Origin of the sequence: Mycobacterium sp. TY815 (assembly GCF_030755135.1) — a bacterium.
Lineage (GTDB): Bacteria > Actinomycetota > Actinomycetes > Mycobacteriales > Mycobacteriaceae > Mycobacterium.
Window position 1 is genome coordinate 2,768,847 of record NZ_JAUFRX010000001.1, and the last position, 23,068, is coordinate 2,791,914.

At 67.1% G+C, this 23,068-nt stretch carries 24 protein-coding genes; 20 read left to right on the top strand and 4 right to left on the bottom strand.

Translation table 11 applies throughout. The annotated features are described in order from the left end of the window. The first annotated feature begins 50 nt into the window (after positions 1-50). From QXK92_RS11905 to QXK92_RS11925, 5 genes are all read left to right on the top strand, one after another. Positions 51-2,345: a nitric-oxide reductase large subunit gene (locus QXK92_RS11905; protein WP_306241820.1), complete on the top strand. Its 2,295-nt coding sequence runs from the start codon at positions 51-53 to the stop codon at positions 2,343-2,345. Then, a complete protein-coding gene (locus tag QXK92_RS11910; protein WP_306241821.1) occupies positions 2,342-2,968 on the top strand; it encodes a hypothetical protein in 627 nt (208 codons plus the stop codon). The genes QXK92_RS11905 and QXK92_RS11910 overlap by 4 nt, the downstream gene beginning before the upstream one ends. After that, a complete protein-coding gene (locus tag QXK92_RS11915) occupies positions 2,965-3,762 on the top strand; it encodes a slipin family protein (RefSeq protein WP_306241822.1) in 798 nt (265 codons plus the stop codon). Before QXK92_RS11910 ends, QXK92_RS11915 begins: the two co-directional genes overlap by 4 nt. A gap of 186 nt (positions 3,763-3,948) precedes the next feature. Next, entirely contained in the window at positions 3,949-5,073 is a 1,125-nt protein-coding gene (locus tag QXK92_RS11920) for a PPE family protein (RefSeq protein ID WP_306241823.1), read from the top strand. Then, positions 5,070-6,110 (top strand): PPE family protein, encoded by a 1,041-nt coding sequence (locus tag QXK92_RS11925; RefSeq protein WP_306241824.1) that lies wholly within the window; start codon positions 5,070-5,072, stop codon positions 6,108-6,110. The genes QXK92_RS11920 and QXK92_RS11925 overlap by 4 nt, the downstream gene beginning before the upstream one ends. Before the next feature lie 4 nt (positions 6,111-6,114). Here the strand turns inward: QXK92_RS11925 and QXK92_RS11930 are convergent, their stop codons facing one another. Further along, positions 6,115-6,471: a hypothetical protein gene (locus QXK92_RS11930; RefSeq protein ID WP_306241825.1), complete on the bottom strand. Its 357-nt coding sequence runs from the start codon at positions 6,469-6,471 to the stop codon at positions 6,115-6,117. Between the two features lie 23 nt (positions 6,472-6,494). On the opposite strand from QXK92_RS11930, the gene hisN reads away from it, so the two are divergent. From hisN to QXK92_RS11945, 3 genes are all read left to right on the top strand, one after another. Continuing rightward, entirely contained in the window at positions 6,495-7,286 is a 792-nt protein-coding gene (gene hisN / locus QXK92_RS11935; protein WP_306241826.1) for a histidinol-phosphatase, read from the top strand. A 75-nt stretch (positions 7,287-7,361) separates the two neighbouring features. Continuing rightward, positions 7,362-8,753, top strand: coding sequence for an acyl-CoA dehydrogenase family protein (locus QXK92_RS11940; RefSeq protein ID WP_306241827.1), 1,392 nt, complete (start codon positions 7,362-7,364; stop codon positions 8,751-8,753). 30 nt (positions 8,754-8,783) lie between these two features. Then, positions 8,784-9,986 (top strand): acyl-CoA dehydrogenase family protein, encoded by a 1,203-nt coding sequence (locus QXK92_RS11945; protein ID WP_065133823.1) that lies wholly within the window; start codon positions 8,784-8,786, stop codon positions 9,984-9,986. On the opposite strand, the gene QXK92_RS11950 is transcribed toward QXK92_RS11945, so the two are convergent. Then, entirely contained in the window at positions 9,979-10,599 is a 621-nt protein-coding gene (locus QXK92_RS11950) for a TetR/AcrR family transcriptional regulator (RefSeq protein ID WP_306241828.1), read from the bottom strand. The genes QXK92_RS11945 and QXK92_RS11950 overlap by 8 nt on opposite strands. A 161-nt stretch (positions 10,600-10,760) precedes the next feature. Beyond that, on the bottom strand, positions 10,761-11,615 hold the full coding sequence (locus QXK92_RS11955; protein WP_306241829.1) for an oxidoreductase: 855 nt from the start codon (positions 11,613-11,615) through the stop codon (positions 10,761-10,763). A 161-nt stretch (positions 11,616-11,776) separates the two neighbouring features. On the opposite strand from QXK92_RS11955, the gene QXK92_RS11960 reads away from it, so the two are divergent. The 12 genes from QXK92_RS11960 to QXK92_RS12015 all read left to right on the top strand — a co-directional run bounded on the left by QXK92_RS11960 (position 11,777) and on the right by QXK92_RS12015 (position 21,746). Then, positions 11,777-12,745: an NADPH:quinone oxidoreductase family protein gene (locus QXK92_RS11960; protein WP_306244360.1), complete on the top strand. Its 969-nt coding sequence runs from the start codon at positions 11,777-11,779 to the stop codon at positions 12,743-12,745. Positions 12,746-12,841: 96 nt separating this feature from the next. Beyond that, on the top strand, positions 12,842-13,951 hold the full coding sequence (locus QXK92_RS11965; protein ID WP_306241830.1) for a homogentisate 1,2-dioxygenase: 1,110 nt from the start codon (positions 12,842-12,844) through the stop codon (positions 13,949-13,951). Further along, the gene (locus QXK92_RS11970) at positions 13,948-15,117 is read left to right on the top strand and encodes an alpha/beta fold hydrolase (RefSeq protein WP_306241831.1); all 1,170 of its coding nucleotides are present in this window, start codon (positions 13,948-13,950) and stop codon (positions 15,115-15,117) included. Before QXK92_RS11965 ends, QXK92_RS11970 begins: the two co-directional genes overlap by 4 nt. Beyond that, complete coding sequence (locus QXK92_RS11975; RefSeq protein WP_306241832.1) at positions 15,114-16,313, top strand: CaiB/BaiF CoA-transferase family protein; 1,200 nt, start codon at positions 15,114-15,116, stop codon at positions 16,311-16,313. The genes QXK92_RS11970 and QXK92_RS11975 overlap by 4 nt, the downstream gene beginning before the upstream one ends. Continuing rightward, positions 16,310-17,206 (top strand): hydroxymethylglutaryl-CoA lyase, encoded by an 897-nt coding sequence (locus tag QXK92_RS11980; protein WP_306241833.1) that lies wholly within the window; start codon positions 16,310-16,312, stop codon positions 17,204-17,206. Before QXK92_RS11975 ends, QXK92_RS11980 begins: the two co-directional genes overlap by 4 nt. After that, entirely contained in the window at positions 17,206-17,817 is a 612-nt protein-coding gene (locus tag QXK92_RS11985) for a TetR/AcrR family transcriptional regulator (protein WP_306241834.1), read from the top strand. Before QXK92_RS11980 ends, QXK92_RS11985 begins: the two co-directional genes overlap by 1 nt. A 20-nt stretch (positions 17,818-17,837) precedes the next feature. After that, positions 17,838-19,076 (top strand): acyl-CoA dehydrogenase family protein, encoded by a 1,239-nt coding sequence (locus tag QXK92_RS11990; RefSeq protein WP_306241836.1) that lies wholly within the window; start codon positions 17,838-17,840, stop codon positions 19,074-19,076. Positions 19,077-19,094: 18 nt separating this feature from the next. Next, positions 19,095-20,048, top strand: a complete 954-nt coding sequence (locus QXK92_RS11995; RefSeq protein WP_306241837.1) for a phosphotransferase family protein — start codon at positions 19,095-19,097, stop codon at positions 20,046-20,048. Next, a complete protein-coding gene (locus QXK92_RS12000) occupies positions 20,045-20,401 on the top strand; it encodes a DUF6285 domain-containing protein (protein WP_306241838.1) in 357 nt (118 codons plus the stop codon). The genes QXK92_RS11995 and QXK92_RS12000 overlap by 4 nt, the downstream gene beginning before the upstream one ends. Further along, on the top strand, positions 20,398-20,793 hold the full coding sequence (locus QXK92_RS12005; RefSeq protein WP_306241839.1) for a nuclear transport factor 2 family protein: 396 nt from the start codon (positions 20,398-20,400) through the stop codon (positions 20,791-20,793). Before QXK92_RS12000 ends, QXK92_RS12005 begins: the two co-directional genes overlap by 4 nt. Next, positions 20,790-21,332, top strand: coding sequence for a YceI family protein (locus tag QXK92_RS12010; RefSeq protein WP_306241840.1), 543 nt, complete (start codon positions 20,790-20,792; stop codon positions 21,330-21,332). The genes QXK92_RS12005 and QXK92_RS12010 overlap by 4 nt, the downstream gene beginning before the upstream one ends. 15 nt (positions 21,333-21,347) lie before the next feature. Further along, positions 21,348-21,746, top strand: a complete 399-nt coding sequence (locus QXK92_RS12015) for a hypothetical protein (protein WP_306241841.1) — start codon at positions 21,348-21,350, stop codon at positions 21,744-21,746. Positions 21,747-21,751: 5 nt separating this feature from the next. On the opposite strand, the gene QXK92_RS12020 is transcribed toward QXK92_RS12015, so the two are convergent. After that, positions 21,752-23,029, bottom strand: a complete 1,278-nt coding sequence (locus tag QXK92_RS12020; RefSeq protein ID WP_306241842.1) for a PPE family protein — start codon at positions 23,027-23,029, stop codon at positions 21,752-21,754. Between the last annotated feature and the right edge of the window lie 39 nt (positions 23,030-23,068).

Consider the following 23,068-nt stretch of genomic DNA (forward strand, 5'->3'; position numbering starts at 1 on the left):
CGCTCGGGTGCCCGGGCAGAAGTTCGGTCGCCTACCCGGGGGTTCCTGTCATGGCCGTCCAAGAGACATCGCCACATTCCGCCCAGCCGACATCTCAGCCCCTGGTGGGCAAAGGGTGGGTCCAGGGCGTGGCGCTGGTGCTGATCTTCGGCTTTCTGGTGATGGGCATCCTGGCCTACCGGACCTACACGGCGGCGATGCCGATGCCGGACAAGGTGGTCACCGAATCCGGCCAGGTGCTGTTCACCGGTGCAGACATCACCGCCGGCCAGGAACTGTTCCAGGCCCGCGGACTGATGCAGTACGGATCGGTGCTCGGCCACGGTGCCTACCTGGGGCCCGACTACACCGCCGACTACCTGCGGATGGCGACAGACGATGTCACCGACCAGTTTCGCGCCGCGGGTGTGGCGGACCCGCACAGTCAGGTGGTCAGCGAGTTCCGCACCAACCGCTACCGTGCCGACACGAAAACGCTGGTGTTCACCGACCGTCAGGCCGCCGCCTTCGACCGCATCCAGAGCCACTATGCGGCCTACTTCGGCGAGAACTCCACCAAATACGGACTGCTGCCCCGGCTGATCACCGACAAGACCCAGATCCGCCGGCTGACGGCGTTCTTCGCCTGGACGGCGTGGGCGGCGGCCGCCGAACGGCCCGGCCACAAGTACACCTACACCAACAACTGGCCGGCCGAACAACGCGTCGACAACGGTCCGACCGCAGCGGTGATCGTGTGGTCCGCGCTGTCGCTCATCGCGTTGCTGGGCGGCATCGGGGTCATGTTCGCGATCTACGGACGCTGGAGCCAGAAGGTCGGCTGGCACGGCGCCGAAACGTCCACTCTGGCGTTCCGCCAGCCTGGCGAAGTGAGCCTGACGCCGGCACAGCGGGCCACCACCTGGTTCTTCGCCGTGGTGTCGGTGCTCTTCCTGGCTCAGTCGTTGCTGGGCGCGGCGGCCGAGCACTACCGGGCTGACCTGTCCACGTTCTTCGGACTGGACCTGGCTCGAGTGCTCCCCTACAACCTCGCCCGCACCTGGCATCTGCAGCTGGCCCTGTTCTGGACCGCTGCGGCGTTTCTGGCCGGTGGCATCTTCCTGGTGCCCTTCATCGCCCGCCGGGAGCCCAAACGCCAGGCGCTGCTGGCGTACGTGTTGCTCGGAGCGGTCGCGCTGGTGGTGTTCGGCTCACTGACCTGTGAGGCGCTGTCCATCTACGGCGTCATTCCCAGTGGCGGTCTGTTCTCTCAGCAGTGGGAATACCTGGACCTGCCGCGGCTGTGGCAGATCCTGCTCGTCGTCGGGTTGTTCGTCTGGATCGCGATCATCTGGCGCGGTATCCGCGCCCGGCTCAAGACCGAATCGAAGATGAACATGCCGTGGCTGTTCTTCTTCTCCGGCTTGGCGATTCCGATGTTCTACGCTGTCGGACTGCTCGCGAGCAGCGACACCCACTTTACTGTCGCCGACTTCTGGCGGTTCTGGGTGGTCCACCTGTGGGTCGAGGACTTTCTGGAACTGTTCACCACCGTGATGGTGGCCTACATCTTCGTGCTGCTGGGGGTGGTACGGGAGCGAATTGCGCTGGGCGTCATATTCCTTGACGTCATCCTGTACTCCGCCGGCGGCGTCATCGGCACCATGCACCACCTGTACTTCTCCGGGACACCGGTGGAACACATGGCGCTAGGTGCGTTCTTCTCGGCAGCCGAGGTGATTCCGCTGACCTTCCTCACCGTCGAGGCGTGGGCCTTCCTGCAGCTCGGCGCCCGCCAGCAGTCCGGGGACGCGAATCCGTTTCCGCACCGCTGGGCGGTGATGTTCCTGGTGGCGGTCGGGTTCTGGAACTTCCTGGGGGCCGGCATATTCGGCTTCCTGATCAACCTCCCAGTGGTGTCGTACTACCAGATCGGCACCGCGCTGACGGCCAACCACGGGCACGCGGCGATGATGGGCGTCTACGGGATGCTCGCCGTCGGTCTGGCGATGTTCGCGTTCCGCTACGTCATCCCCGCCGACAAGTGGCCCGAGCGGCTGGCCCGAACGTCGTTCTGGTGCATGAACATCGGTCTGGCCTGGATGGTATTCGTCACGCTGTTGCCGCTGGGGGTGCTGCAGCTCTACCACTCGGTCGGCGACGGCTATTTCGAGGCGCGATCACTGGGCTACATCACCAAACCCGGCAACGCGGTTCTGGAATGGCTCCGGCTGCCGGGAGACGTGATCCTGATCGTCGGCGGGGTACTGCCGTTCGTCTGGATCGCATGGACCGCGTTACGCAACTTCCGCTCCGGCACGACGGTCGATGAGTTGCCCGAGCGCCCGCTGTACATCGAGACATGACACCGCCCGCCACGGCGGTCTGGCTGATCGCCGGTTACTCGCTGATGCTGCTCGCCGTCGGGTGGTGCTTCGACGCCATGGCACGACACGCCTCGGCGCGCGCCGCGGCCTGGCGGACCGGCCGGTTCAGCTATCGCCCCGACCACGATGCCTGGGTGTGTCCGCAGGATCAGTGGCTGTGGCCGACGTCGTTTGACCCTAAGCACCGGGTGATGCGGTACCGCGCGCTGCCGGTCGTATGCAACAGCTGCCCGGTCAAGGCCACCTGCACCACCTCGGATCACGGCCGGGAGATCAGCCGCGAGGTCGATCCCTGGCCACATTCGGAGGCGGGACGCTTCCACCGCGGGATCGGTTGCAGCGTAGCGGGATTCGGAATCGTTCTGCCCACGGCGACATTGATCGCCAACCACTCGCTGTCGGAGGTGCTGGTCTTGACCGGCACCGTCACCGTCGTGCTGACGCTCGGGCTGCCCCTGGCCCGCCACCTGTGGAACACCCCGGCCAATGCGCCGGACCACCTGCCCCACCGCACCGCCATCGAGGACGAGGTAGCCGCCGCGATCGATCGCTACTCCACCCACTGGGGCGGCAGCTGGAAACCCAAGGAGGACCGGACATGACCGGACTGGCAGTGGGCTTGACCGCCCTCGTGATCGTGATCCTGGTTGTGGCGGCCGCGGCCTCGCTGGCGGTGCTGCGCGAGTACGAACGGGGCGTGGTGTTCCGGATGGGACATGTGCGGCACCTGTACCAGCCGGGATTACGTTTCTTGATTCCGTTGGTGGACAAAATGGTTCGCGTTGACCAACGACTGGTGACGCTGACCATCCCACCGCAGGAGGTGATCACCCGGGACAACGTACCGGCCCGGGTGAACGCGGTGGTGATGTTCACGGTCACCGAGCCGCTGAAAGCGATCCTGGCCGTCGAGAATTATGCGGTGGCCACCTCGCAGATCGCCCAGACCACGCTGCGATCGCTACTGGGCCGCGCCGATCTGGACACGCTGCTCGCACACCGCGAGGACCTCAACAGCGACCTGCGCACCATCATCGAGAAGATGACCGAGCCGTGGGGGGTGCAGGTGCGGGTCGTCGAGATCAAGGACGTCGAGATACCGGAGTCGATGCAGCGGGCGATGGCGCGGGAAGCCGAAGCCGAACGGGAACGCCGCGCCAAGGTGATCAACGCCCGCGGGGAACTACAGGCGTCCGAGGAGTTGCGCGAAGCCGCCGAAACCCTGTCCAAGAGTCCGGCCTCGCTGCAATTACGTTATCTGCAAACGTTGCTGGAGCTCGGCGCCGACCAGAACTCGACGGTGGTGTTCCCGTTGCCCGTCGACATCATCACGCCGTTCCTGCGTGACCCGGACACCCTGCGGGGCGTGCTGGACCGGGTCAACCATCGCGGGTGACCGACACCATTTGTTCACTCTGAACGCACCGTAAATTCATCGAATCCGACACGCTTCGCCCGCCGGCCTTGCCAGGTTTGATTGCACGCCCCGGGCTGCCGAAAAACAGCCGGCTGAGGCAAATGCTGTTCGGCCGCGCCACTTATCTGGTAGTGCATGCGTACGACATTAAGGAGAACTGTGACAATGGATTACGCCTTTCTGCCGCCGGAGGTCAACTCGGCGAGGATGTACACCGGACCCGGTTCGAGTTCGTTCCTGACCGCCGCAGGCAGCTGGGACGCGCTGGCCGCGGAGCTTGTCACCACCGCAGCGGGTTACGACGAGGTGCTGACCGGCCTGGCCACCTGGCAATGGAGCGGTCCCGCATCGCAGGCCATGACGGCCGCTGCGGCCCACTATGCCGGTTGGCTGCAGGCCACCGCCGAACAGACAAAGCAGACCGCGGCGCAGGCGCGGGCTGCCGGGGCGGCCTTCGAGCAGGCCTACGCGATGACGGTGCCGCCGCCGGCCGTCGCCGCCAACCGCATTCAGCTCGCGTCACTGATCGCGACGAATCTGTTGGGCCAGAACACCGCAGCGATCGCGGCCGCGGAGGCGCAGTACGCCGACTTCTGGGCTCAGGACGCCGCTGCCATGTATGGCTACGCCGCGTCGTCGCAATCGGCGACGCAGCTGCTGCCGCAGTTCTCCTCCCCCGCACAGACCGCCAGCCAGAGCGGCCTGTCCGCCCAGCAGGCCGCCGTCAGCCAGGCCAACGCCAGCGCCGCCGCGTCAGATCCGGTGTCGCAGTTCGTCGATGCGGCGACCCAGTCGTTGCAGTCGCTGGGCGGGTCGATCATCCCGGACGATCTGACCGCTCTGGATGTCATCGCAGCGGTCGGCACGTCGATCAACTCCACGTACTACTTGGAAGCGTTCGCCGCCGGGGTCATCGGCGCCGAGAACAATCTCGGGGTGCTGCCCAAGGCGGGTGCGGCGCTGGCGGCCGACGTAGCGCCCGCAGCGTCCGGCCTGACCGCCGCGCCCCCGCTGGGCGCGGGTCTGGGTACCGTCACCGCGACCCTGAGCCGGGCCGGCACGATCGGGCAGATGTCGGTGCCCGCCAGCTGGGCCGCACCGTCGATCAGCCGGTTTTCCGCCCTGGAGCCGGCGGGGTTCACGGTGATTCCCGGGACCGAGGACGCGGTGGTGTCCGGGTACCCCGGCTATCCCGGGCTGCCGGCCGGGACGTCGGCGCGAGGCGCTGGATCCCCGCCGCGCTACGGTGCCCGGCTAACGGTGATGGCGCGCCCGCCGGCCGCTGGATGACCGATTTCGCTTGGCTGCCGCCGGAGGTGAACTCCGCGCGGATGTACAGCGGCCCCGGATCGGGGTCGTTAATGGCGGCCGCCGAAAGCTGGGACTCCCTGGCCGCGGAGCTGGAAACCACGGCCCAGAGTTGCCAATCGGTGCTGTCCACCCTGACTGCATTGCACTGGCACGGGCCGGCGTCGGCGGCAATGACAGCGGCCGCCGCCCCGTACCTCGGCTGGTTGCAGGCCACCTCCGGGCAGGCGCGGCAGACGGCCATGCAGGCCCGGGCGGCGGCGGCCGCCTACGAGTTGGCACATGCGATGACGGTGCCCCCGCCGGTGGTCGCGGCCAACCGCGTCCAGCTGGCGTTGCTGATCGCGACGAATTTCTTCGGCCAGAACACCGCGGCGATCGCAGCCACCGAGGCGCAGTACGCCGAATACTGGGCGCAGGACGCCGCCGCGATGTACGGCTACCAAGCAGGCTCGACCGCGGCATCGGAGCTCACGCCGTTTACCTCGCCGCAGCGGGCCACCGCGGCCTCCCAGGAATCCTCCGGCGACCTGTCACTGCGGGCGCTGTACACCGCACTCGACCCCTCGTCGCTGTTCTACCTCGATGTCACCGTGTTCGACGAGATCCGCGTCGTGGGCACCACGATCGGTTCCGTCACCAAAATCGATCTGACCGCGTGCGGGGTCATCGGGGCCGAGAACAACCTGGGCATTTTGCCGACCGTGGCCACCCGATCAGCGGTGACACCGGTGCCGTCGAACCTCGCAGCCGGTTCGGGACTGGGTCAGGTGAGCGCGACACTGTCGCGCGCCAACACGATCGGCACGCTGTCGGTGCCGCCGAGCTGGGCCACGGAATCCGGTGGCTCGATCAAAGTGGCGCCGGCGCGGGCACTGCCGAATTTCTCCGCCGAGCCGGCCGGCACCGGTCTGGGTTTGCCCGGCGTGCCCGGAATGAAAGCGTCCCGGCCGTCGATTGTCGTGCCGCGCTACGGCCGCCGGCTGCGGGTGATGTGGCCCTCGCCCGCTGTCGGCTGAGGCCTCACCCGTCCAGCGGTTCGGGCGGCGCGGGCGGCTCGGGCGGCGCGAAGTTCCAATTGTCCGGATTGTTGGGCGAATACACGACGGGGAACTGCTGACCCGTGACCGGCCACTGGCCGGCGGTGACGATCATGCGGCGGTAGACCGCGTGCTCGTTGACGGTGGGTCCGTTGATGACGCCGGAAATGGTGACGAACTGCTCGCCGGCCTCGGCGCTGTCGGCTTCCCGCGAGCTGACTCCGGTGACCAGCAATGTGCCGCTGGCCAGGGCGCCGCGCGGGCCGGGACGGATGAACCGGGGCGCCAGAAACACCACCAGCACCGCCACCAGCAGGAGCAGCACCATGAATTCCCACATCTGGCCATGGTAGGACTGCTGGCGTGACGCATGCCGATGATCTGCAGTTCGCCCTGACGCTGGCGGACCGCGCGGACGACGTGACGCGCGCCCGGTTCGGTGCACTGGACCTGCGCATCGACACCAAGCCCGACCTCACGCCGGTGACCGACGCCGATCGTGACGTGGAGTCGCAACTGCGCCAGGCGATCGCGGCCGGACGGCCGGACGACAGCGTGCTCGGCGAGGAGTTCGGCGGAACCACCACCTGGAACGGGCGGCAGTGGATCATCGATCCGATCGACGGCACAAAGAATTTCGTGCGCGGAGTGCCGGTGTGGGCGAGCCTGGTCGCGCTGCTGGAGGACGGCGTCCCCGTCGTCGGAGTGGTGAGCGCACCCGCGCTGCAACGACGGTGGTGGGCGGCGCGCGGGCAGGGGGCGTACGCCTCGGTCGCCGGGACGCCGCCGCGCCGGCTCACGGTTTCGGCTGTGGCAGAACTGAATTCGGCGAGCCTGTCGTTTTCCAGCTTGACCGGCTGGGCGCAGCTCGGGTTGCGCGGGCAGTTCATCGACCTGACCGATGCCGTCTGGCGGGTGCGGGCCTACGGCGACTTCCTGTCCTACTGCCTGCTCGCCGAGGGTGCGGTGGACATCGCCACCGAACCCGAGGTCTCGGTCTGGGACCTGGCCGCGCTCGACGTCCTCGTGCACGAGGCAGGCGGGCGCTTCACCAGTCTGGACGGCACCGCCGGACCGCACGGCGGCAGCGCCGTGGCGACCAACGGCCTGCTGCACGACCAGGTCCTCGATCGCCTGCGCCCCGCTGTGAACTAGCTAACACGTGCCATCTATCTTACTCCGGAGTAAGATACGGTCATACGCATCGCCCCACCGACAGAGGCTGCTGATATGACCGACACACTTCCTGCTTCCGGCACCCGCTCCAAGAAGCGCCGTGGCCCCCAGACGACCATCGGGATGAAACCGCACAAGCGCACCGGCGTCGACATCGCCATTGCGTTGCTGACACCGCTGGTCGGCCAGGAGTTCCTGGACAAGTACAAGCTGCGCGACCCGCTCAACCGGACGCTGCGCTACGGCACCAAACAGGTGTTCTCCACCACCGCCGCCGCCAGCCGCCAGTTCAAGCGGGTGCAGAGCCTGCGCGGCACGCCGACCCGGCTCAAGTCGAGCGGCAAGAACTACTTCGACCTCACACCGGACGACGACCAGAAGATGATCGTCGAAACCGTCGAGGAATTCGCCGCGGAGATCCTGCGCCCGGCCGCCCACGACGCCGACGAGGCGACGACCTATCCGCCCGGCCTGATCGCCAAGGCCGCGGAACTGGGCATCACCGCGATCAATATCCCGGAAGACTTCGACGGCATCGCCGAGCACCGCTCCGCGGTGACCAACGTGCTGGTGGCCGAGGCTCTTGCCTACGGCGACATGGGCCAGGCGCTGCCCATCCTGGCGCCCGGGGGCGTAGCGTCCGCCCTGACCCACTGGGGCAGCGCCGACCAGCAGGCGACCTACCTGCGTGAGTTCGCGGGCGAGAGCGTCCCGCAGGCGTGCGTGGCCATCGCCGAGCCTCATCCGCTGTTCGACCCGACGCGGCTGCGGACCACCGCGGTGCGCACCCCTTCCGGCTACCGCCTGGACGGCGTGAAGTCGCTGGTGCCCGCCGCGGCCGACGCCGAACTGTTCATCGTCGCCGCACAGCTCAACGGCAAGCCGGCGCTGTTCATCGTCGAGTCCTCCGCCAAGGGCCTCACCGTCAAGGCCGACCCCAGCATGGGCATCCGCGCGGCGGCGTTGGGACAGGTTGAGCTGAACGGTGTTTCGGTGCCGCTGCACGCCCGGTTGGGTGAAGACGCGGCGACGGACGAGGACTACTCCGAGGCGATCGCGCTGTCGCGGCTGGGCTGGGCGGCGCTGGCGGTGGGCACCTCGCACGCGGTGCTCGACTACGTCGTGCCCTACGTCAAGGAACGCGAAGCCTTCGGCGAGCCGATCGCGCGTCGGCAGGCCGTCGCATTCATGTGCGCCAACATCGCAATCGAACTCGACGGGCTGCGGCTGATCACCTGGCGCGGGGCATCGCGCGCCGAGCAGGGCCTGCCGTTCGCCCGGGAAGCGGCGCTGGCCAAGCGATTTGCGTCCGACAAGGGCATGCAGATCGGGCTGGACGGCGTGCAACTGCTCGGCGGCCACGGATTCACCAAGGAGCACCCGGTCGAGCGCTGGTACCGCGATCTGCGGGCCATCGGCGTCGCCGAAGGCGTCCTGGTCATCTAACTCGTATTCTTCAACGGCGAAAGAGTAATCATGGCAATCAATCTCGAGCTACCCGGCAAGCTGCAAGCGGTGGTGACCAAGACCCATCAGGGCGTTGCCGAGTTGGTACGGCCCATCGCGCGCAAGTACGACCTGAGAGAGCACGCCTACCCGGTCGAACTCGACACGCTGATCAACCTTTTCGAGGGCGCGTCGGAGTCATTCAGCTTCGCCGGTGCCGGCGAGCTGCGTGGCAGCGACAAGAAGGACGACAACCACAACGGCGCCAACATGGCTGCCCTCGTGCAGACGCTCGAAGCCAGCTGGGGTGACGTAGCGATGATGCTGTCCATCCCCTACCAGGGCTTGGGCAACGCCGCCATCTCCGCGGTGGCCACCGAAGAGCAGCTCGAGCGCCTGGGCAAGGTGTGGGCCGCCATGGCGATCACCGAACCCGGCTTCGGCTCCGACTCGGCGGCGGTGTCCACCACCGCCAAGCTGGACGGCGACGAGTACGTCATCAACGGCGAAAAGATCTACGTCACAGCCGGTTCGCGTGCCACCCACATCGTGGTGTGGGCGACGCTGGACAAGTCCAAGGGCCGCGCGGCGATCAAATCGTTCATCGTGCCGCGCGAACACCCCGGGGTCACCGTCGAACGCCTCGAACACAAGCTCGGCATCAAGGGGTCGGATACCGCTGCTATCCGGTTCGATAACGCGCGCATCCCGAAGGAGAATCTGCTCGGCAACCCGGAAATCGAGGTAGGCAAAGGCTTCTCGGGTGTCATGGAGACCTTTGACAACACCCGGCCGATTGTCGCTGCCATGGCCGTCGGCATCGGGCGCGCCGCACTGGAGGAGATCCGCCGGATCCTCACCGACGCCGGAGTCGAGATCGACTACGACCGGCCCGCGCACGTACAGAGCGCCGCTGCCGCGGAGTTCCTGCGGATGGAATCGGACTGGGAGGCCGCCTATCTGTTGTCGCTGCGTGCGGCATGGCAGGCCGACAACAGCATTCCCAACTCCAAAGAAGCGTCGATGAGCAAGGCCAAGGCCGGCCGGATGGCCAGCGATGTCACCCTGAAGACGGTCGAATTGGCCGGCACCACCGGATATTCCGAGCAGATGCTGCTGGAGAAGTGGGGCCGCGACTCCAAGATCTTGGACATCTTCGAAGGCACGCAGCAGATTCAGCAACTGGTGGTGGCCCGCCGGCTGCTGGGCCTGTCGTCGGCCGAACTCAAGTGAGCTGGCGGGCGAGCTCGTAGATGGCCCGCCCGTGCAACTCGAACAGCGCGATCAGGTCGACCGCGTCGCCGCCGAGTTCTTTGGCGACGAACAGTCCGTCCGCACCGGCCATCGCGTACGTCGCCAGCTGATGCACGTTTGCCTCGCTGAGCTGCGGCATGGTCGCGCGAAAGTTGTTCTTGAGCTGGTCGAATGCGCGTGCCCGGACCTGGATGAACATCGTCTTGGCGCGGGGCTCGGCAGGCCGGCGCTCAAGGGCGAGCATCAGCCCAAGCCGCAGGAAGTCCGGCGCCTCCAGTAGCGCCTTGGCGGTCTGCTCGGTCAGTCCCCGAATCAACTCCCGGGGATCCGCCGTCGGTGTCGGTTCCGAGAGGTTCCACGCGGTCAACCAGGTGCCGAAGCTGCGCTCGATGACCGCGGCGATCAGGTCGTCTTTGTCCTTGAAGTGCCAATAGATCGAGCTGGCCGGCAACCCGCACTTCGCGCTGACCAGCCCGATGCTGGTGCCTTCGTAACCGCGTTCGGCCGCGATCTCGGTCGCCGCATCCAGAATCCGGGTGCGTGACAGTTCGCCGTCGGGCCGGCGCTTACGCTCGGTCTTCTTGGCGGCCATGTGACTCCCCCCGATTCCGGAACTCTCGCAAGATTACCGTAGCGATCACTACGGTACAACCGACGGGGGAACCGCCCGGCTGACCACCTTCGCCTAACGTGAACTGACGGTGAGATTTTCGCGATTTTTTCGCACTGAGTTCACGCTCGGCGAACGGGGGGCTAAACCACCGCGTCGAGCCGGGCCCGGAGTTCGTCGCCGAGTTGGATGTCTCTGACGGCCAGGTTCTCTTCCAGGTGGGCGACCGACGACGTGCCGGGAATCAGCAGCACATTGGGCGCCACACCCAAAGTCCAGGCCAGCGCGACCTGAGCCGGTGTGTACCCCAGTCGCTCCGCGGCACTGCGCACCAGTTCGTGGCCCAGGACCGGGTTCGACGGGGAGAAGGCCGAACCGAGCGGGAAGAACGGCACGAAGGCTATCCCGCGATTTGTACATTCCTCCAGCACCGGAGCCGAAGACCGGTCGACGAGATTGAAAGCGTTTTGAACACAGGCGATCTCGGTTCGCTCCAGCGCGTGCAGCAGATGCCGGTGGGTGATCTCGCTGAGCCCGATGCCGCCGATCAGTCCCTCGTCGCGGGCGGCGATCATCATCGACAGTTGTTCGTCGAAGAGCTCGTCGGGCTCGTTGCTGTCCATCAGCCGAAGGTTCACCACAGCAAGCTGATCGACCCCCAGTGTCCGCAGATTGGCTTCCAGGTCGCGGCGTAGATCGGCAGGATCGGTCAACGGCAGCCAGGCCCCTTTCTCGTCGCGGCGCCCGCCGACTTTGCTCACCAGGGCCAGGTTTTCCGGATAGGGATGCAGCGCCTCCCGGATCAGTTCGTTAGCGACGTCCGGCCCGTAGAACTGAGCGGTGTCGATGTGGTCGACACCGAGTTCGACGGCCCTGCGCAGCACGGCCAGTGCGCCGTCACGATCACGCGGGGGGCCGAGCACTCCGGGACCGGGAAGTTGCATCGCTCCGAAGCCGACCCGGGCCACCGAAAAACGACCAAGTCGGAATGAATCCATAACTGAGGCTAGCGTCGGACTACTTGGAGAAATTCCCCGTGCTGGTGGCGCAATCAAAGGACGTGGTCGGCGCACTCGACCAGGTGCGCGCCGGGGCCTTCACCGGACGGGCGGTCGTGCGGGTTGCGGGCGGGTTCTGGCCCGGAAGTAGGGTGATCGGCATGCGCGCAGCACGGGTGACTCGGCTTGATGGTCCGGAAGCTATTGAGGTGACAGACATCGACGAACCCACCGGCGACGGTGTGGTGGTCGACGTGCACGCCGCCGGGGTGGCCTTCCCGGATGCCTTGCTCACCCGCGGGCTGTACCAGTACCGGCCGGACCCGCCGTTCACGCTGGGCGCCGAGATCGCCGGGGTGGTGCGCTCGGCGCCGGAGGGCGCGCACGTGCAGCCCGGCGACCGGGTGCTCGGTCTGACGATGCTGACCGGCGGCATGGCCGAGGTCGCGCTGCTGGCGCCCGACCGGCTGTTCAAGCTGCCCGACAACCTCAGCTTCGAGGCCGGCGCGGGGGTGCTGTTCAACGACTTGACGGTGTACTTCTCGCTGGCCGTCCGCGGCCGTTTGCAAGCCGGCGAGACGGTACTGGTGCACGGCGCGGCGGGCGGCATCGGCACCTCGGCGCTGCGACTGGCCCCGGCACTCGGAGCATCGAAGGTGATCGCGGTGGTCAGCTCCGAGGAGAAGGGCCGCATCGCCACGGCCGCCGGAGCCACCGACGTGGTGCTGGCGGACGGGTTCAAGGACGCGGTCAAGGAGCTGACCGGGGGCCGTGGCGTCGACATCGTGGTGGACCCCGTCGGCGGTGACCGTTTCACCGACTCGCTGCGCTCGCTGGCGCCGGCCGGCCGTCTGCTGGTGATCGGCTTCACCGGTGGGGAGATCCCGACCGTCAAGGTCAACCGGTTGCTGCTCAACAACATTGACGTGGTCGGCGTGGGCTGGGGCGCCTGGGCCGGCCGCCACCCCGGCGCGCTCGAAGAGCAGTGGGCGGCGCTCGAAGAGCTGTTCACGTCGGGCAAGCTGAGCGCCCCCGAGCCCGAAGTGTTCCCGCTGGAAGAAGCGGCAGCCGCCGTCGCGTCGCTGGAAAACCGCAGCGCCAAAGGCAAAGTCGTGTTGCGGGTGCGCTAGCGCATCGAGCACGGTGTGACTTCGGGACTTGCCCGGCAGCAAAACAAAAAGTAATGTCACTTTTACTTATTGCTGTCGACCATCCGGAGCCGCTTCATGGAATCGTTCGTCCACCTGCGTAAGGGCAGGACACCGCACCGCGTGCACGCCGACCTCGACGGCCTCAAGGACGACGAAATGGGTCGCGGCGGGTTCGCCGGACGCACCGCCAACATCTACCGTCGCCACGACCCCACCGCCTACCGCGCGGTGGGCCCGCTGCGCCCGATCGATGTGCTGGCCGACCAGCTCAAGCCCAGTGACGCCACCGATGCCAACGGCGGACCGCTGGTGATGTTCACCAATCCCGACTGCCGGGTGCTGCTGAGCCGGCGCCACGACGAGATGCCCTTCTACACCCGGCACATTGACGGCGACCTGCTGTGCTTCGTACACAGCGGCGCCGGCCTGCTGGAAACGGAGTTCGGGCCGCTGCGCTACCGGCAGGGCGACTGGATCTATCTTCCGAAAGCCACCACGTGGCGCCAAATACCAGATACCGAAACCACATTGCTGATGATCGAGGCCACCGACGAGTTCCGGGTCCCCCCGCCCGGGACACTCGGACGGCACTTCCCCTTCGATCCGGCACAGGCGGTCATCCCCGAGCCGGCACCGATCGACGACGACGGCCGCGACGAGTATGAGGTCCGGCTGATTCATCGGGAATCGGGCAATGCTGGGTCGACCACTATCCTTTATTACCAACACAATCCGATCGACGTCGAAGGCTGGCGCGGGGACAACTTCGCGTTCACCTTCAACATCGCCGACTACAACGTGATCACCTCCAACAGTGTGCATCTGCCCCCGACAGTGCATCTCTTCATGCAGGCAACCGGCGTCTACGTGATGAACTTCCTGCCCAAACCGGCCGAGGGCGTCCCCGGCACCGAGCGCACCCCGTGGTATCACCGCAACGTCGACTACGACGAGATCGCGTTCTTCCACGGCGGATCGCTCTACGGCATACCGATGCCCCCGGGCCTGATATCCCATGCGCCGCAGGGGGTTCACCACGGCGCACCGGAGAAGGCGCGGGAACGCGCCCGGCGCAAGTTCGATGAGTATTCCAGCGTCGACTGGCAGGTGATCGCTATCGACACCCGGCGCCGGCTCACACCGTCGGCCGAGGTGCTGGCGCACGACCTGGGGCAGCACTCATGAAACACGAGTACGAGCGGATCCCCTATCTTGTTGCATTCCAGAACAATTCCGGCGTGCGTGACGTCTACGGCGGTCTTGCCGAGATCACCGTGCTGGAAAGCTATCTACTCAAGCCGAAGGACAAGCCGTCGGACACCGTACTGGTTTTCATGCATCCGATCGGCGGCGGCGCCTACCTGCCGATGATCAACGCGCTGGCCCGCGCCGGGCATCATGTCATCTACTGCAACAGCCGATTCCGCGGCACCGATTCGTCGTTGCTGATGGAGAAGGTGGTCGAGGACCTCGGCGAATGCATCAAGGACGCCAAGAACCGGTTGGGCTACCGCAAGGTGGTGCTGGCCGGCTGGAGTGGCGGCGGCTCGCTCTCGGTGTTCTACCAGCAGCAGGCCCAGCACGCGACCATCACGTCCAGCCCGTCCGGCGACGGGCCTGACCTGACCCAGCTCGAGCTGCCGCCCGCCGACGGCATCATGCTGCTGGCCGCGCACATCAGCCGGCACGGCACCCTGACCGAGTGGCTGGACGCCTCCATTCTCGACGAATCCGATCCCACCAGGCGTGATCCCGAGCTGGACATCTACAACCCGGACAACCCCAACCAACCGCCCTATAGCGAGGAGTTCCTCACCCGCTACCGCCAAGCGCAGATCGACCGCAACCGGCGGATCACCGCGTGGGTCCGCGACAAGCTGGCCGAATTGAAAGCGGCCGGCAGACCGGATGACGAGTTCTGCTTCGTCGTGCACGGAACCATGGCCGACCCGCGCTGGCTGGACCCCACGGTCGACCCGAACGAGCGGACACCGGGCACCTGCTACCTGGGCGATCCCCAGGTGGTGAACATGAGCCCGGTCGGCCTGGCCCGCTTCTCGACGCTGCGCGGCTGGCTGTCGCAGTGGAGCTATGACGAGGCCCGGGGCGACGGCGTAGCGTGCGGGAAGGATCTCGCGATCCCGGCCCTGGTGATCGGTAACCTGGGCGACGACGCATGCACACCCAGCCACACCCGACGGCTCTATGAGGCGATCGGGCACCCGGACAAGGAGATGCACGAAATTCCCGGCGCCACACACTATTACGCGGGTCCCGACCAGCGAGACAAGTTGCGGCAGGCGGTCGACATCGTCACCGACTGGCTGACGCGGCACGGGTTCGCTGAATGACGGGTGCGCTGGACGGCATCAGGGTGCTCGAACTCGGCACGCTGATCGCCGGGCCGTTCGTCGGCCGCCTGCTCGGAGACATGGGCGCCGACGTCATCAAGGTCGAACCACCCGGCGCCCCGGATCCGTTGCGGACCTGGGGTCAGGCCGAGGTGGACGGCCACCACGTGTTCTGGACGGTACACGCCCGCAACAAACGGGCCGTCACGCTCGACCTGCGCAAGCCACGCGGACGCGAGCTATTTCTGGAGCTCGTCGAGAAATCCGACATCGTGGTGGAGAACTTCCGGCCCGGCACCCTGGAGAAGTGGAACCTGGGCTATGACGTGCTCAGCGAACGCAATCCGGGCATCATCCTGGTCCGGGTCTCGGGCTACGGACAGACCGGACCGGACGCACACAAGGCCGGCTATGCGTCGGTCGCCGAGGCGGCCAGCGGCCTGCGGCACCTCAACGGCTTTCCCGGTGGCCCGCCACCGCGGCTCGCGTTGTCGCTGGGCGACACCCTGGCCGGCATGTTCGGAGCGCAGGGCGCCCTTGCTGCCCTGTACCGCCGCAGTGTCACCGGACACGGTCAGGTGGTGGACGTCGCGCTGACCGAATCCTGTTTAGCGGTACAGGAATCCACCATCCCCGACTACGACGTCGGCGGCGTGGTGCGGGGGCCGTCGGGCACCCGCCTGGAAGGCATCGCTCCGTCGAACATCTACCAGAGCGCCGACGGCTCGTGGGTGGTGATCGCCGCCAACCAGGACACCGTGTTCGCCCGGTTGTGCAAGGCGATGGAGCGTCCGGAACTGGTCACCGACGACCGCTTCGCCAACCACGGCGCGCGCGGCCGGAACCAGGACGAGCTGGACGCGATCATCGGCGCCTGGGCCGCCCAGCGCCGGCCCGCCGAGATCATCGAAACACTCTCGGCCGCAGGCGTGATCGCCGGCCCGATCAACACCGTCGCCGAGGTGGTCAACGACCCGCAGCTGCGAGCCCGCGACATGTTGGTGCCCCACCACGACGAACGGCTGGGCCGCGACGTCCTCGGTCCGGGCATCGTGCCGGTGCTGTCGGAATCTCCGGGCAGCGTGCGAAATGCCGGGCCGGCCCGACCTGGCCAGCACAACGACGACGTCTACACCGGGCTGCTGGGCAAGACGGCTGACGACATCGCCGAGTTGGTGGCCGAGGAGGTGCTGTGAACTCCCACGTCGACATCCGCGAGGTGGCGCTGCGCGACGGATTGCAGATCGAGAAGCCGATCCCGTTGTCGGCCAAGCTGGAACTGCTGGCCGCGGTGGCCGCCACCGGGGTGCGCGAGGTCGAAGCCACCGCGTTCGTGTCGCCGTCGAAGGTGCCGTCGATGGCCGATGCCGCGGAGTTGGCCGCTGAATTGCACAACTACCCCGACATCGACTTCTCCGCGCTGGTGGCCAGCCCGAACGGGGCCAGGCGCGCGATCGCCGCGGGGCTGCGATCCATCGAGTACGTGGTCGCGGCCTCCGATGCGTTCAGCCAGGCCAACGTCGGACGGTCCAGCGCCGAGGCAACCCGCCAGATCAGCGAAATCGTCGCCATTGCACACGACGCCGGCGCGTCCGTCGAGGTGATCGTCGCCACCGCCTGGGACTGCCCGTTCGACGGGCCCACTGCGTCACAACGGGTGCTCGACATCGCCGTAGCGGCACGCGAGCAGGGTGCGGACCGGTTCTGCATCGCCGACACCATCGGCACCGCCACCCCGGGGCGGGTGAGTTCGCTGATCGCGCAACTGCATCCGGTGATTGGTGAGCTGCCGCTGGGGGGACACTTCCACAACACCCGCGGCGCCGGGCTGGCAAGTGCCTACGCCGCCGTCGCGGCCGGTGTCACCCGGCTGGACGCTTCGGTCGGCGGCTTGGGCGGCTGCCCGTTCGCGCCGGGTGCGACCGGCAACATCGCCACCGAGGACCTGGTGTACCTGCTGACCGACAGCGGATTCGAGGTCGACGTCGATCTGCCGGCGGCGATCGCCGCCGCGCAGGTCGCCAGAACCGCTGTCGGCCACGACCTCCCGAGCGCCCTGCTGCGCGCGGGAGACCGGATGCGCACCTGATGCCGGCCGAGGTGCTCAGCGCCAAGGGCCAGCAGACCCGTCAGTCCATCGAACAGGCTGCGCGGAAGTTGTTCGCCGAAAGGGGTTTTCACGGCACCACTCTGGCCGACATCACTTCGGCGGCGGGAAAGTCGTCGGCTGTGTTCTACCGTTACTTCACCGACAAAGAAGATCTGCTGGCCGCCCTGGCGGAGTCGTTTCTGCATGACGTGGTCGAGCCGTCCGGGTTGCGGGTTCACCTACCGGAATCTCCCGACGACGACGCGTTCTTCACCTCGGTGGTCACCGGCTACTGGAGCATGTTCAAACAGAACATCGGCATCATGATCGCGGTGGCACAGCTGGCCGCCACGCAGCAGCGTTTCGCCGACGTCCAGAACGAGTTCCGGCGATTCGGGATGGATATCGTCGCGGCCTCGGTGCGCCGCGCGCAGGAACAGGGTTACGCCACCGAGCTGAATCCGGAGCATACGGCGGCGGCCATCGCGCTGCTGTTCGAGAACTTCACCACCGTGTTCGTCGGAAAGCCGGACCTGGGGGTGACGATCACCGACGACGAGGCCATCGCCCTGCTGTCGCGAATGTGGAAGAAGACGTTGTACGGCGCCTGACGACCTAAGGAGAGATCAACGTGGATTTCAGCCTCCCCGAACACCTTCCGGGCTTGCTCACCGAGATGGACGAGTTCATCGAGACGGAGATCAAGCCGCTGGAACGGGAGAACATCCAGTACTTCGACCACCGCCGCGAAAATGCCCGCACGGATTGGGACAACGGCGGCATCCCGCGCCGGGAGTGGGAGGACCTGCTCGGTGAGATGCGCAGGCGTGCCGACAAGGCGGGCTGGCTGCGGTACGGGCTGCCCGCGCAGTTCGGTGGGCGCGACGGCACCAATATCGACATGGCCGTCATCCGGGAGCACCTGGCGCACAAGGGACTCGGCCTGCACAACGACCTGCAGGACGAATCGTCGATCGTCGGCAACTTCCCGCAGGTCATCATGATGGACCGGTTCGGCACCGACGCGCAGAAACGGGAGTGGACCGAGGCGCTGATCACCGGCGAACGGTCGATGGCGTTCGGGCTGACCGAGCCCAAGCACGGCTCGGATGCCACCTGGCTGGAAACCACCGCCGTCCGCGACGGTGACGGCTGGGTGATCAACGGCGCCAAGCGATTCAACACCGGCGTGCATCGCGCCACCCACGACCTGGTGTTCGCCCGCACCTCCGGTGAACCCGGCCAGGCGCGCGGCATCACGGCGTTTCTGGTGCCGTGCGACTCCCCCGGTTTCACCATCCCGTACTACTGGTGGACGTTCAACATGCCCACCGATCACGCCGAGGTGGAACTCAAGGACGTCCGGGTGCCCCACGACGCGATACTCGGTGAGCTGGACCGCGGCCTGGAGGTAGGCCAGACCTTCCTGCACGAGAACAGGATTCGTCAGGCCGCCAGTAGCCTCGGCGCCGCTCAGTACTGCATCGACCGCGCCGTGGCCTATGCCGGGGAGCGTCACGTCTTCGGCAAACCGCTGGCCGTGAACCAGGCGGTGCAGTGGCCGCTGGTCGAATTGCAGACCGAGGCGCAGATGGTGCGCCTGTTGGTGTATTACGCCGCAACGCAATTGGACCAGAACCACCACATGGAGGTCTCGGACAAGGTGTCGATGGCCAACTACCGGGCCAACCGTCTGGTGTGCGACGCCGCCGATCGCGCGATGCAGGTGCTCGGCGGTATCGGGTACAGCCGCCACGAGCAACTCGAACACATCTACCGCCACCACCGGCGCTACCGGATTACCGAGGGCGCAGAGGAGATTCAGATTCGCCGGGTTGCCCAGCGGCTCTTCAAGTTCGGCAAGAAGTGACTTGGAAATGACCGAGCAATGACACTGTCCGACAGCCTGACCGGGCTGCTCGAACCGGTTCTGGGTGACGGCGTGGCCATCGACAACCTGCGGGTGCTCACCGGCGGTGCCAGCCGCACCACCTGGGCGTTCGACGCGGTCACCGGCGCCGATCGCCGGCCACTGATCCTGCGCACCGGGCCCCCCGATGACATCCACGCCGGGATGGAACTGGAAGCCCGGGTTCAGGCGGCCGCGGCAGCCGCGGGCGCGCCGGTGCCACACGTGCTGATCGCGGACAATTCGCTTGCAACACTGGGCAACCCGTTTCTGATATGCGAGGAGATCAAGGGCGAGACCATCGTCCGGCGCATCTTCCGCCAACTCGACGACCCGCCGCGGCTGCTGCGGCAGTGCGCCCAGGCCCTCGCCGCCATCCATCGCGCCGATGCCGGCGACCCCGATCTGGCACACGAGGACCCCGTCGAGCACTCCCGCCAACAGCTCGACGACATGGGCGACACCACAGCCACTTTCGAATGGACGATCCGCTGGCTGACCAGCCACCGGCCGGCGCCGTCGCCCACGGTGCTGGTGCATGGTGATTTCCGGATGGGAAACCTGATCGTCGACGGCTCCGACCTGGCCGCCGTGCTCGACTGGGAACTGGTGCACGTCGGCGAGCGCTACGAGGATCTGGCCTGGTTCTGCGTGCGCGCCTGGCGGTTCGGCGCCCCGGCCAGTTGCGCCGCGGGCGGGCTGGGCAGCATCGAGAGCTTCCTGCGCTTCTATGAGGAGGCCGGCGGGACGACCGTCGACCGGACCGCGTTCCACTGGTGGCTGGTGCTGGCCACGTTGCGCTGGGGGGTCATCTGCCGTTACCAGGCGGAACGCCACCTGTCCGGCCAGACCCGCTCGGTGGAACTGGCGACGATCGGGCGCCGGGTGTGCGAGAACGAGTGGGATCTGCTTGACCTGTTGGAGGATTCATGAACCTGCACGGCCGGCCGACCGCGGCCGAACTCGTCGCCGCCGTCGCCGAATTTCTGGAACGCGACGTCCGGGACGCCACCGCCGGGCAGGTCAACTCGCACACCAGTTTCCAGGCCCGGGTGGCGGCCAACGCGCTGCGCATGGTCGAGCGGGAACTGCAGAACCCGGGTGCATCCGACGTGGAAGCGGCACTGGCCGGGCTGGGATTCGCCGATGAAGCCGGGCTCGCCGCCGCCATCCGGGCCGGTGATCTGGACGGCCGCGACGGCGACGTGGTCGCCTGCCTGCGCAAGCTGGTGAGCCACCGGCTTGCTGCCGCCCATCCCGGATACGACAAGGAGCCGCAGTCATGACCGTCAATGAGCTGGCAGACCGCCTGTTTTCCGCCATCGAGAACGGCGATCGCGCCACCGTCGCTTCGATGTGGAGCGAGAACGTCGCCGTCTGGCGCACCGACGGCCGCCGTGACGCCACCACGTGCGATGACAAGCCGCGGGCGTTGCGCGTCATCGACTGGTTCCTCTCGACCACCGCATCGCGCGGCTACCAGATCCTGGATCGCCAGGTCTTCGAGAACGGATTCGTCCAGCAGCATGTGTTGCACGCCACCGGTCACGGCGGCCAGTCGATCGCGATGCGGGTTTGCATCGTGATCAAGGTGGACACAGAAGGACTTATCGACCGAATCGACGAGTACTTCGACCCCGCGGAACTCGCGCCCCTACAAGTGAGGGACCCACGATGACCACCCTGGAAACGCTGCTCAGCGACCCGGAATCCGTCGGGACCTGGGCTCTGGTGCCCGACCGCTCGGCGATCACCTTCAAGATCCGCAACATGTGGGGGCTGATGCCCGTCAAAGGTTCGTTCACCCAGTTCAGCGGCGAAGGACGGCTCACTCAGGGCGGCGCGGTATCGGGCCGGATCGACATCAAGGTGGCCTCGCTGGACACCGGGATCGGGCGCCGCGACAAGCACCTGCTATCGGCCGACTTCTTCGACGCCGAGCGCTTCGCCACGATCAGCGTCGTCATCAATGCGCTGCAACCGGGCACCGGGAAGTCCGCCGACCTACAGACCCACTTCACCATCAAGGGCATCACCGAACCGGTGTCGCTGCCGGTGACGATCACCGAACTCGATGACGGCTCGGTACGAATCTCGGGCCGTTCGCAGATCGACCGATCCCGGTTCGACCTGGGGTGGAACAAACTCGGAGTGATGTCCAATGCGGTCACGGTGTCCGCTGAGGCAGTCTTCATGCGGTCGGCCGACAGCGCGTGAATTAACATCGCACCCGTGCCCGACACCACCCCACTGCGCGTCCTCGTTTACAGCGACAACGTCCACACCCGCGAACAGGTGAAGCAGGCCCTGGGCAAACGGCTGCACCCGGACCTGCCCGAATTGAGCTACGTCGAGGTCGCCACCGGCCCGATGGTGATCCGCACGATGGACGAGGGCGGTATCGATCTGGCCATCCTCGACGGCGAGGCGACTCCTACCGGCGGCATGGGCATTGCCAAGCAACTCAAGGACGAGTTGTCATCCTGCCCGCCGATTTTGGTCTTGACCGGGCGCCCCGACGATGCGTGGCTTGCCAGTTGGTCGCGTGCCGAGGCGGCAGTGCCCCATCCGCTCGACCCGATCGTGCTGGGCCGGACAGCGCTGAGCCTGTTACGCGCCCCCGCGCACTAGGCACCCTAGGCGCCGGGGATCCGGATCCTCGCTTCTTCCTCTTCCTCGGCCTGCGGACGGAATTCTCCCGGCGCAATTTCCGGCCTCAACCTGGCGACTGATTCCTCGGCGACAGCGTCCGATGCACGGAATCCCGACGCCGGAATGCTCGATGCACCCCGTGTCTGCGCGGCCGGCTTCGCTTCGCCCGGGGCTGCCGCCGCCGCGGCGTCGGCGACCGCGGTGGGCAGCACGCTCATGGCCGGCACTTCTGCCTCTTGTGTTTCCACACCCTCGGCAGCGACGTCGGCTTCCTCGGTGGCCTCCTGGGCTGCGAGGGCCTCTTCGTCTTCCTTCTCCTGCGCTTTGGCGGGCATCGGCATCGACGGGCCGTCGCCCAGCAGGCCGGCACTTCGGGTCATTGCGCCCATCGGCATCGGCATTGGCATCATGCCGAAGCCCCCGACACCCGGGCTGGCCACACCGGGATTAGCGCTGGTGGCTGCCGCGCTACCGACGTCGGTTCCGGCCGCGGTGCCGCCGGCGTAAGCACCCGCGTCGCCGCCGGTGTAACTGGCCGGCGCGAGCCCAGTGTCTGCGCTACCTACACCGCCTCCACCACCACCGCCGCCGGCGGCGGCAGCGCCTTCGGCACCAGTAGGCGGCGCACCTGCTCCGCCGGCACTGCCCCCGGCGGCCGCAGCGGCGCCGCCACCACCGGTACCCCCGCCGCCGGCCGCTCCACTCAGACCGCTGGCGATGCCTCCGGCGAGCGCCGGGAAGCTCTGCAGCACCGACTGCCACGGCACCACCTGCGCGGCGGCGGCCGCCGCGCCGGCGTAGTAGCTCGCCATCGCGCTGACGTCCTGGGCCCACATCTCTTCGTAGATACTTTCGGCCAGTGCGATTGCCGGCGCGTTCTGGCCGAACAGGTTGGTCATGATCAACTGCACGAACGCATTGCGGTTGGCGTCCACCGCACCGGGATGGATGGTTGCCGCCTGCGCCGCCTCAAAGGCGCTGACCACCGCCAGCGCCTGCCCGGCCGCACCCTGAGATTGCGCCGCGGCCGCGGCCAGCCAGCCTGCATAGGGCGCTGCCGCAGCCGCCATGGCTGCCGACGCCGCTCCCTGCCACGCCTGGCCTGCCAGGTTCGAGATGACCGAGCCGAACGATTGGGCTGCGGTGCTCAACTCGGCTGCCAACCCGTCCCAGGCTGCCGCCGCCTGCAACATCGGTGCACTGCCGGCTCCGAGGAACATCCGCAACGAGTTGATCTCCGGTGGCAGCGTAAAGAAACTCACAGACCCCGTCCTCCCAGATCGGCCATCGTCATCCGGCGC

Coding starts and splice junctions, on each gene's coding strand:
- QXK92_RS11905 (WP_306241820.1), top strand. CDS start 51: ATGGCCGTCCAAGAGACATCGCCACATTCCGCCCAGCCGACATCTCAG.
- QXK92_RS11910 (WP_306241821.1), top strand. CDS start 2,342: ATGACACCGCCCGCCACGGCGGTCTGGCTGATCGCCGGTTACTCGCTG.
- QXK92_RS11915 (WP_306241822.1), top strand. CDS start 2,965: ATGACCGGACTGGCAGTGGGCTTGACCGCCCTCGTGATCGTGATCCTG.
- QXK92_RS11920 (WP_306241823.1), top strand. CDS start 3,949: ATGGATTACGCCTTTCTGCCGCCGGAGGTCAACTCGGCGAGGATGTAC.
- QXK92_RS11925 (WP_306241824.1), top strand. CDS start 5,070: ATGACCGATTTCGCTTGGCTGCCGCCGGAGGTGAACTCCGCGCGGATG.
- QXK92_RS11930 (WP_306241825.1), bottom strand. CDS start 6,471: ATGTGGGAATTCATGGTGCTGCTCCTGCTGGTGGCGGTGCTGGTGGTG.
- QXK92_RS11940 (WP_306241827.1), top strand. CDS start 7,362: ATGACCGACACACTTCCTGCTTCCGGCACCCGCTCCAAGAAGCGCCGT.
- QXK92_RS11945 (WP_065133823.1), top strand. CDS start 8,784: ATGGCAATCAATCTCGAGCTACCCGGCAAGCTGCAAGCGGTGGTGACC.
- QXK92_RS11950 (WP_306241828.1), bottom strand. CDS start 10,599: ATGGCCGCCAAGAAGACCGAGCGTAAGCGCCGGCCCGACGGCGAACTG.
- QXK92_RS11955 (WP_306241829.1), bottom strand. CDS start 11,615: ATGGATTCATTCCGACTTGGTCGTTTTTCGGTGGCCCGGGTCGGCTTC.
- QXK92_RS11960 (WP_306244360.1), top strand. CDS start 11,777: ATGCGCGCAGCACGGGTGACTCGGCTTGATGGTCCGGAAGCTATTGAG.
- QXK92_RS11965 (WP_306241830.1), top strand. CDS start 12,842: ATGGAATCGTTCGTCCACCTGCGTAAGGGCAGGACACCGCACCGCGTG.
- QXK92_RS11970 (WP_306241831.1), top strand. CDS start 13,948: ATGAAACACGAGTACGAGCGGATCCCCTATCTTGTTGCATTCCAGAAC.
- QXK92_RS11975 (WP_306241832.1), top strand. CDS start 15,114: ATGACGGGTGCGCTGGACGGCATCAGGGTGCTCGAACTCGGCACGCTG.
- QXK92_RS11985 (WP_306241834.1), top strand. CDS start 17,206: ATGCCGGCCGAGGTGCTCAGCGCCAAGGGCCAGCAGACCCGTCAGTCC.
- QXK92_RS11995 (WP_306241837.1), top strand. CDS start 19,095: ATGACACTGTCCGACAGCCTGACCGGGCTGCTCGAACCGGTTCTGGGT.
- QXK92_RS12000 (WP_306241838.1), top strand. CDS start 20,045: ATGAACCTGCACGGCCGGCCGACCGCGGCCGAACTCGTCGCCGCCGTC.
- QXK92_RS12005 (WP_306241839.1), top strand. CDS start 20,398: ATGACCGTCAATGAGCTGGCAGACCGCCTGTTTTCCGCCATCGAGAAC.
- QXK92_RS12010 (WP_306241840.1), top strand. CDS start 20,790: ATGACCACCCTGGAAACGCTGCTCAGCGACCCGGAATCCGTCGGGACC.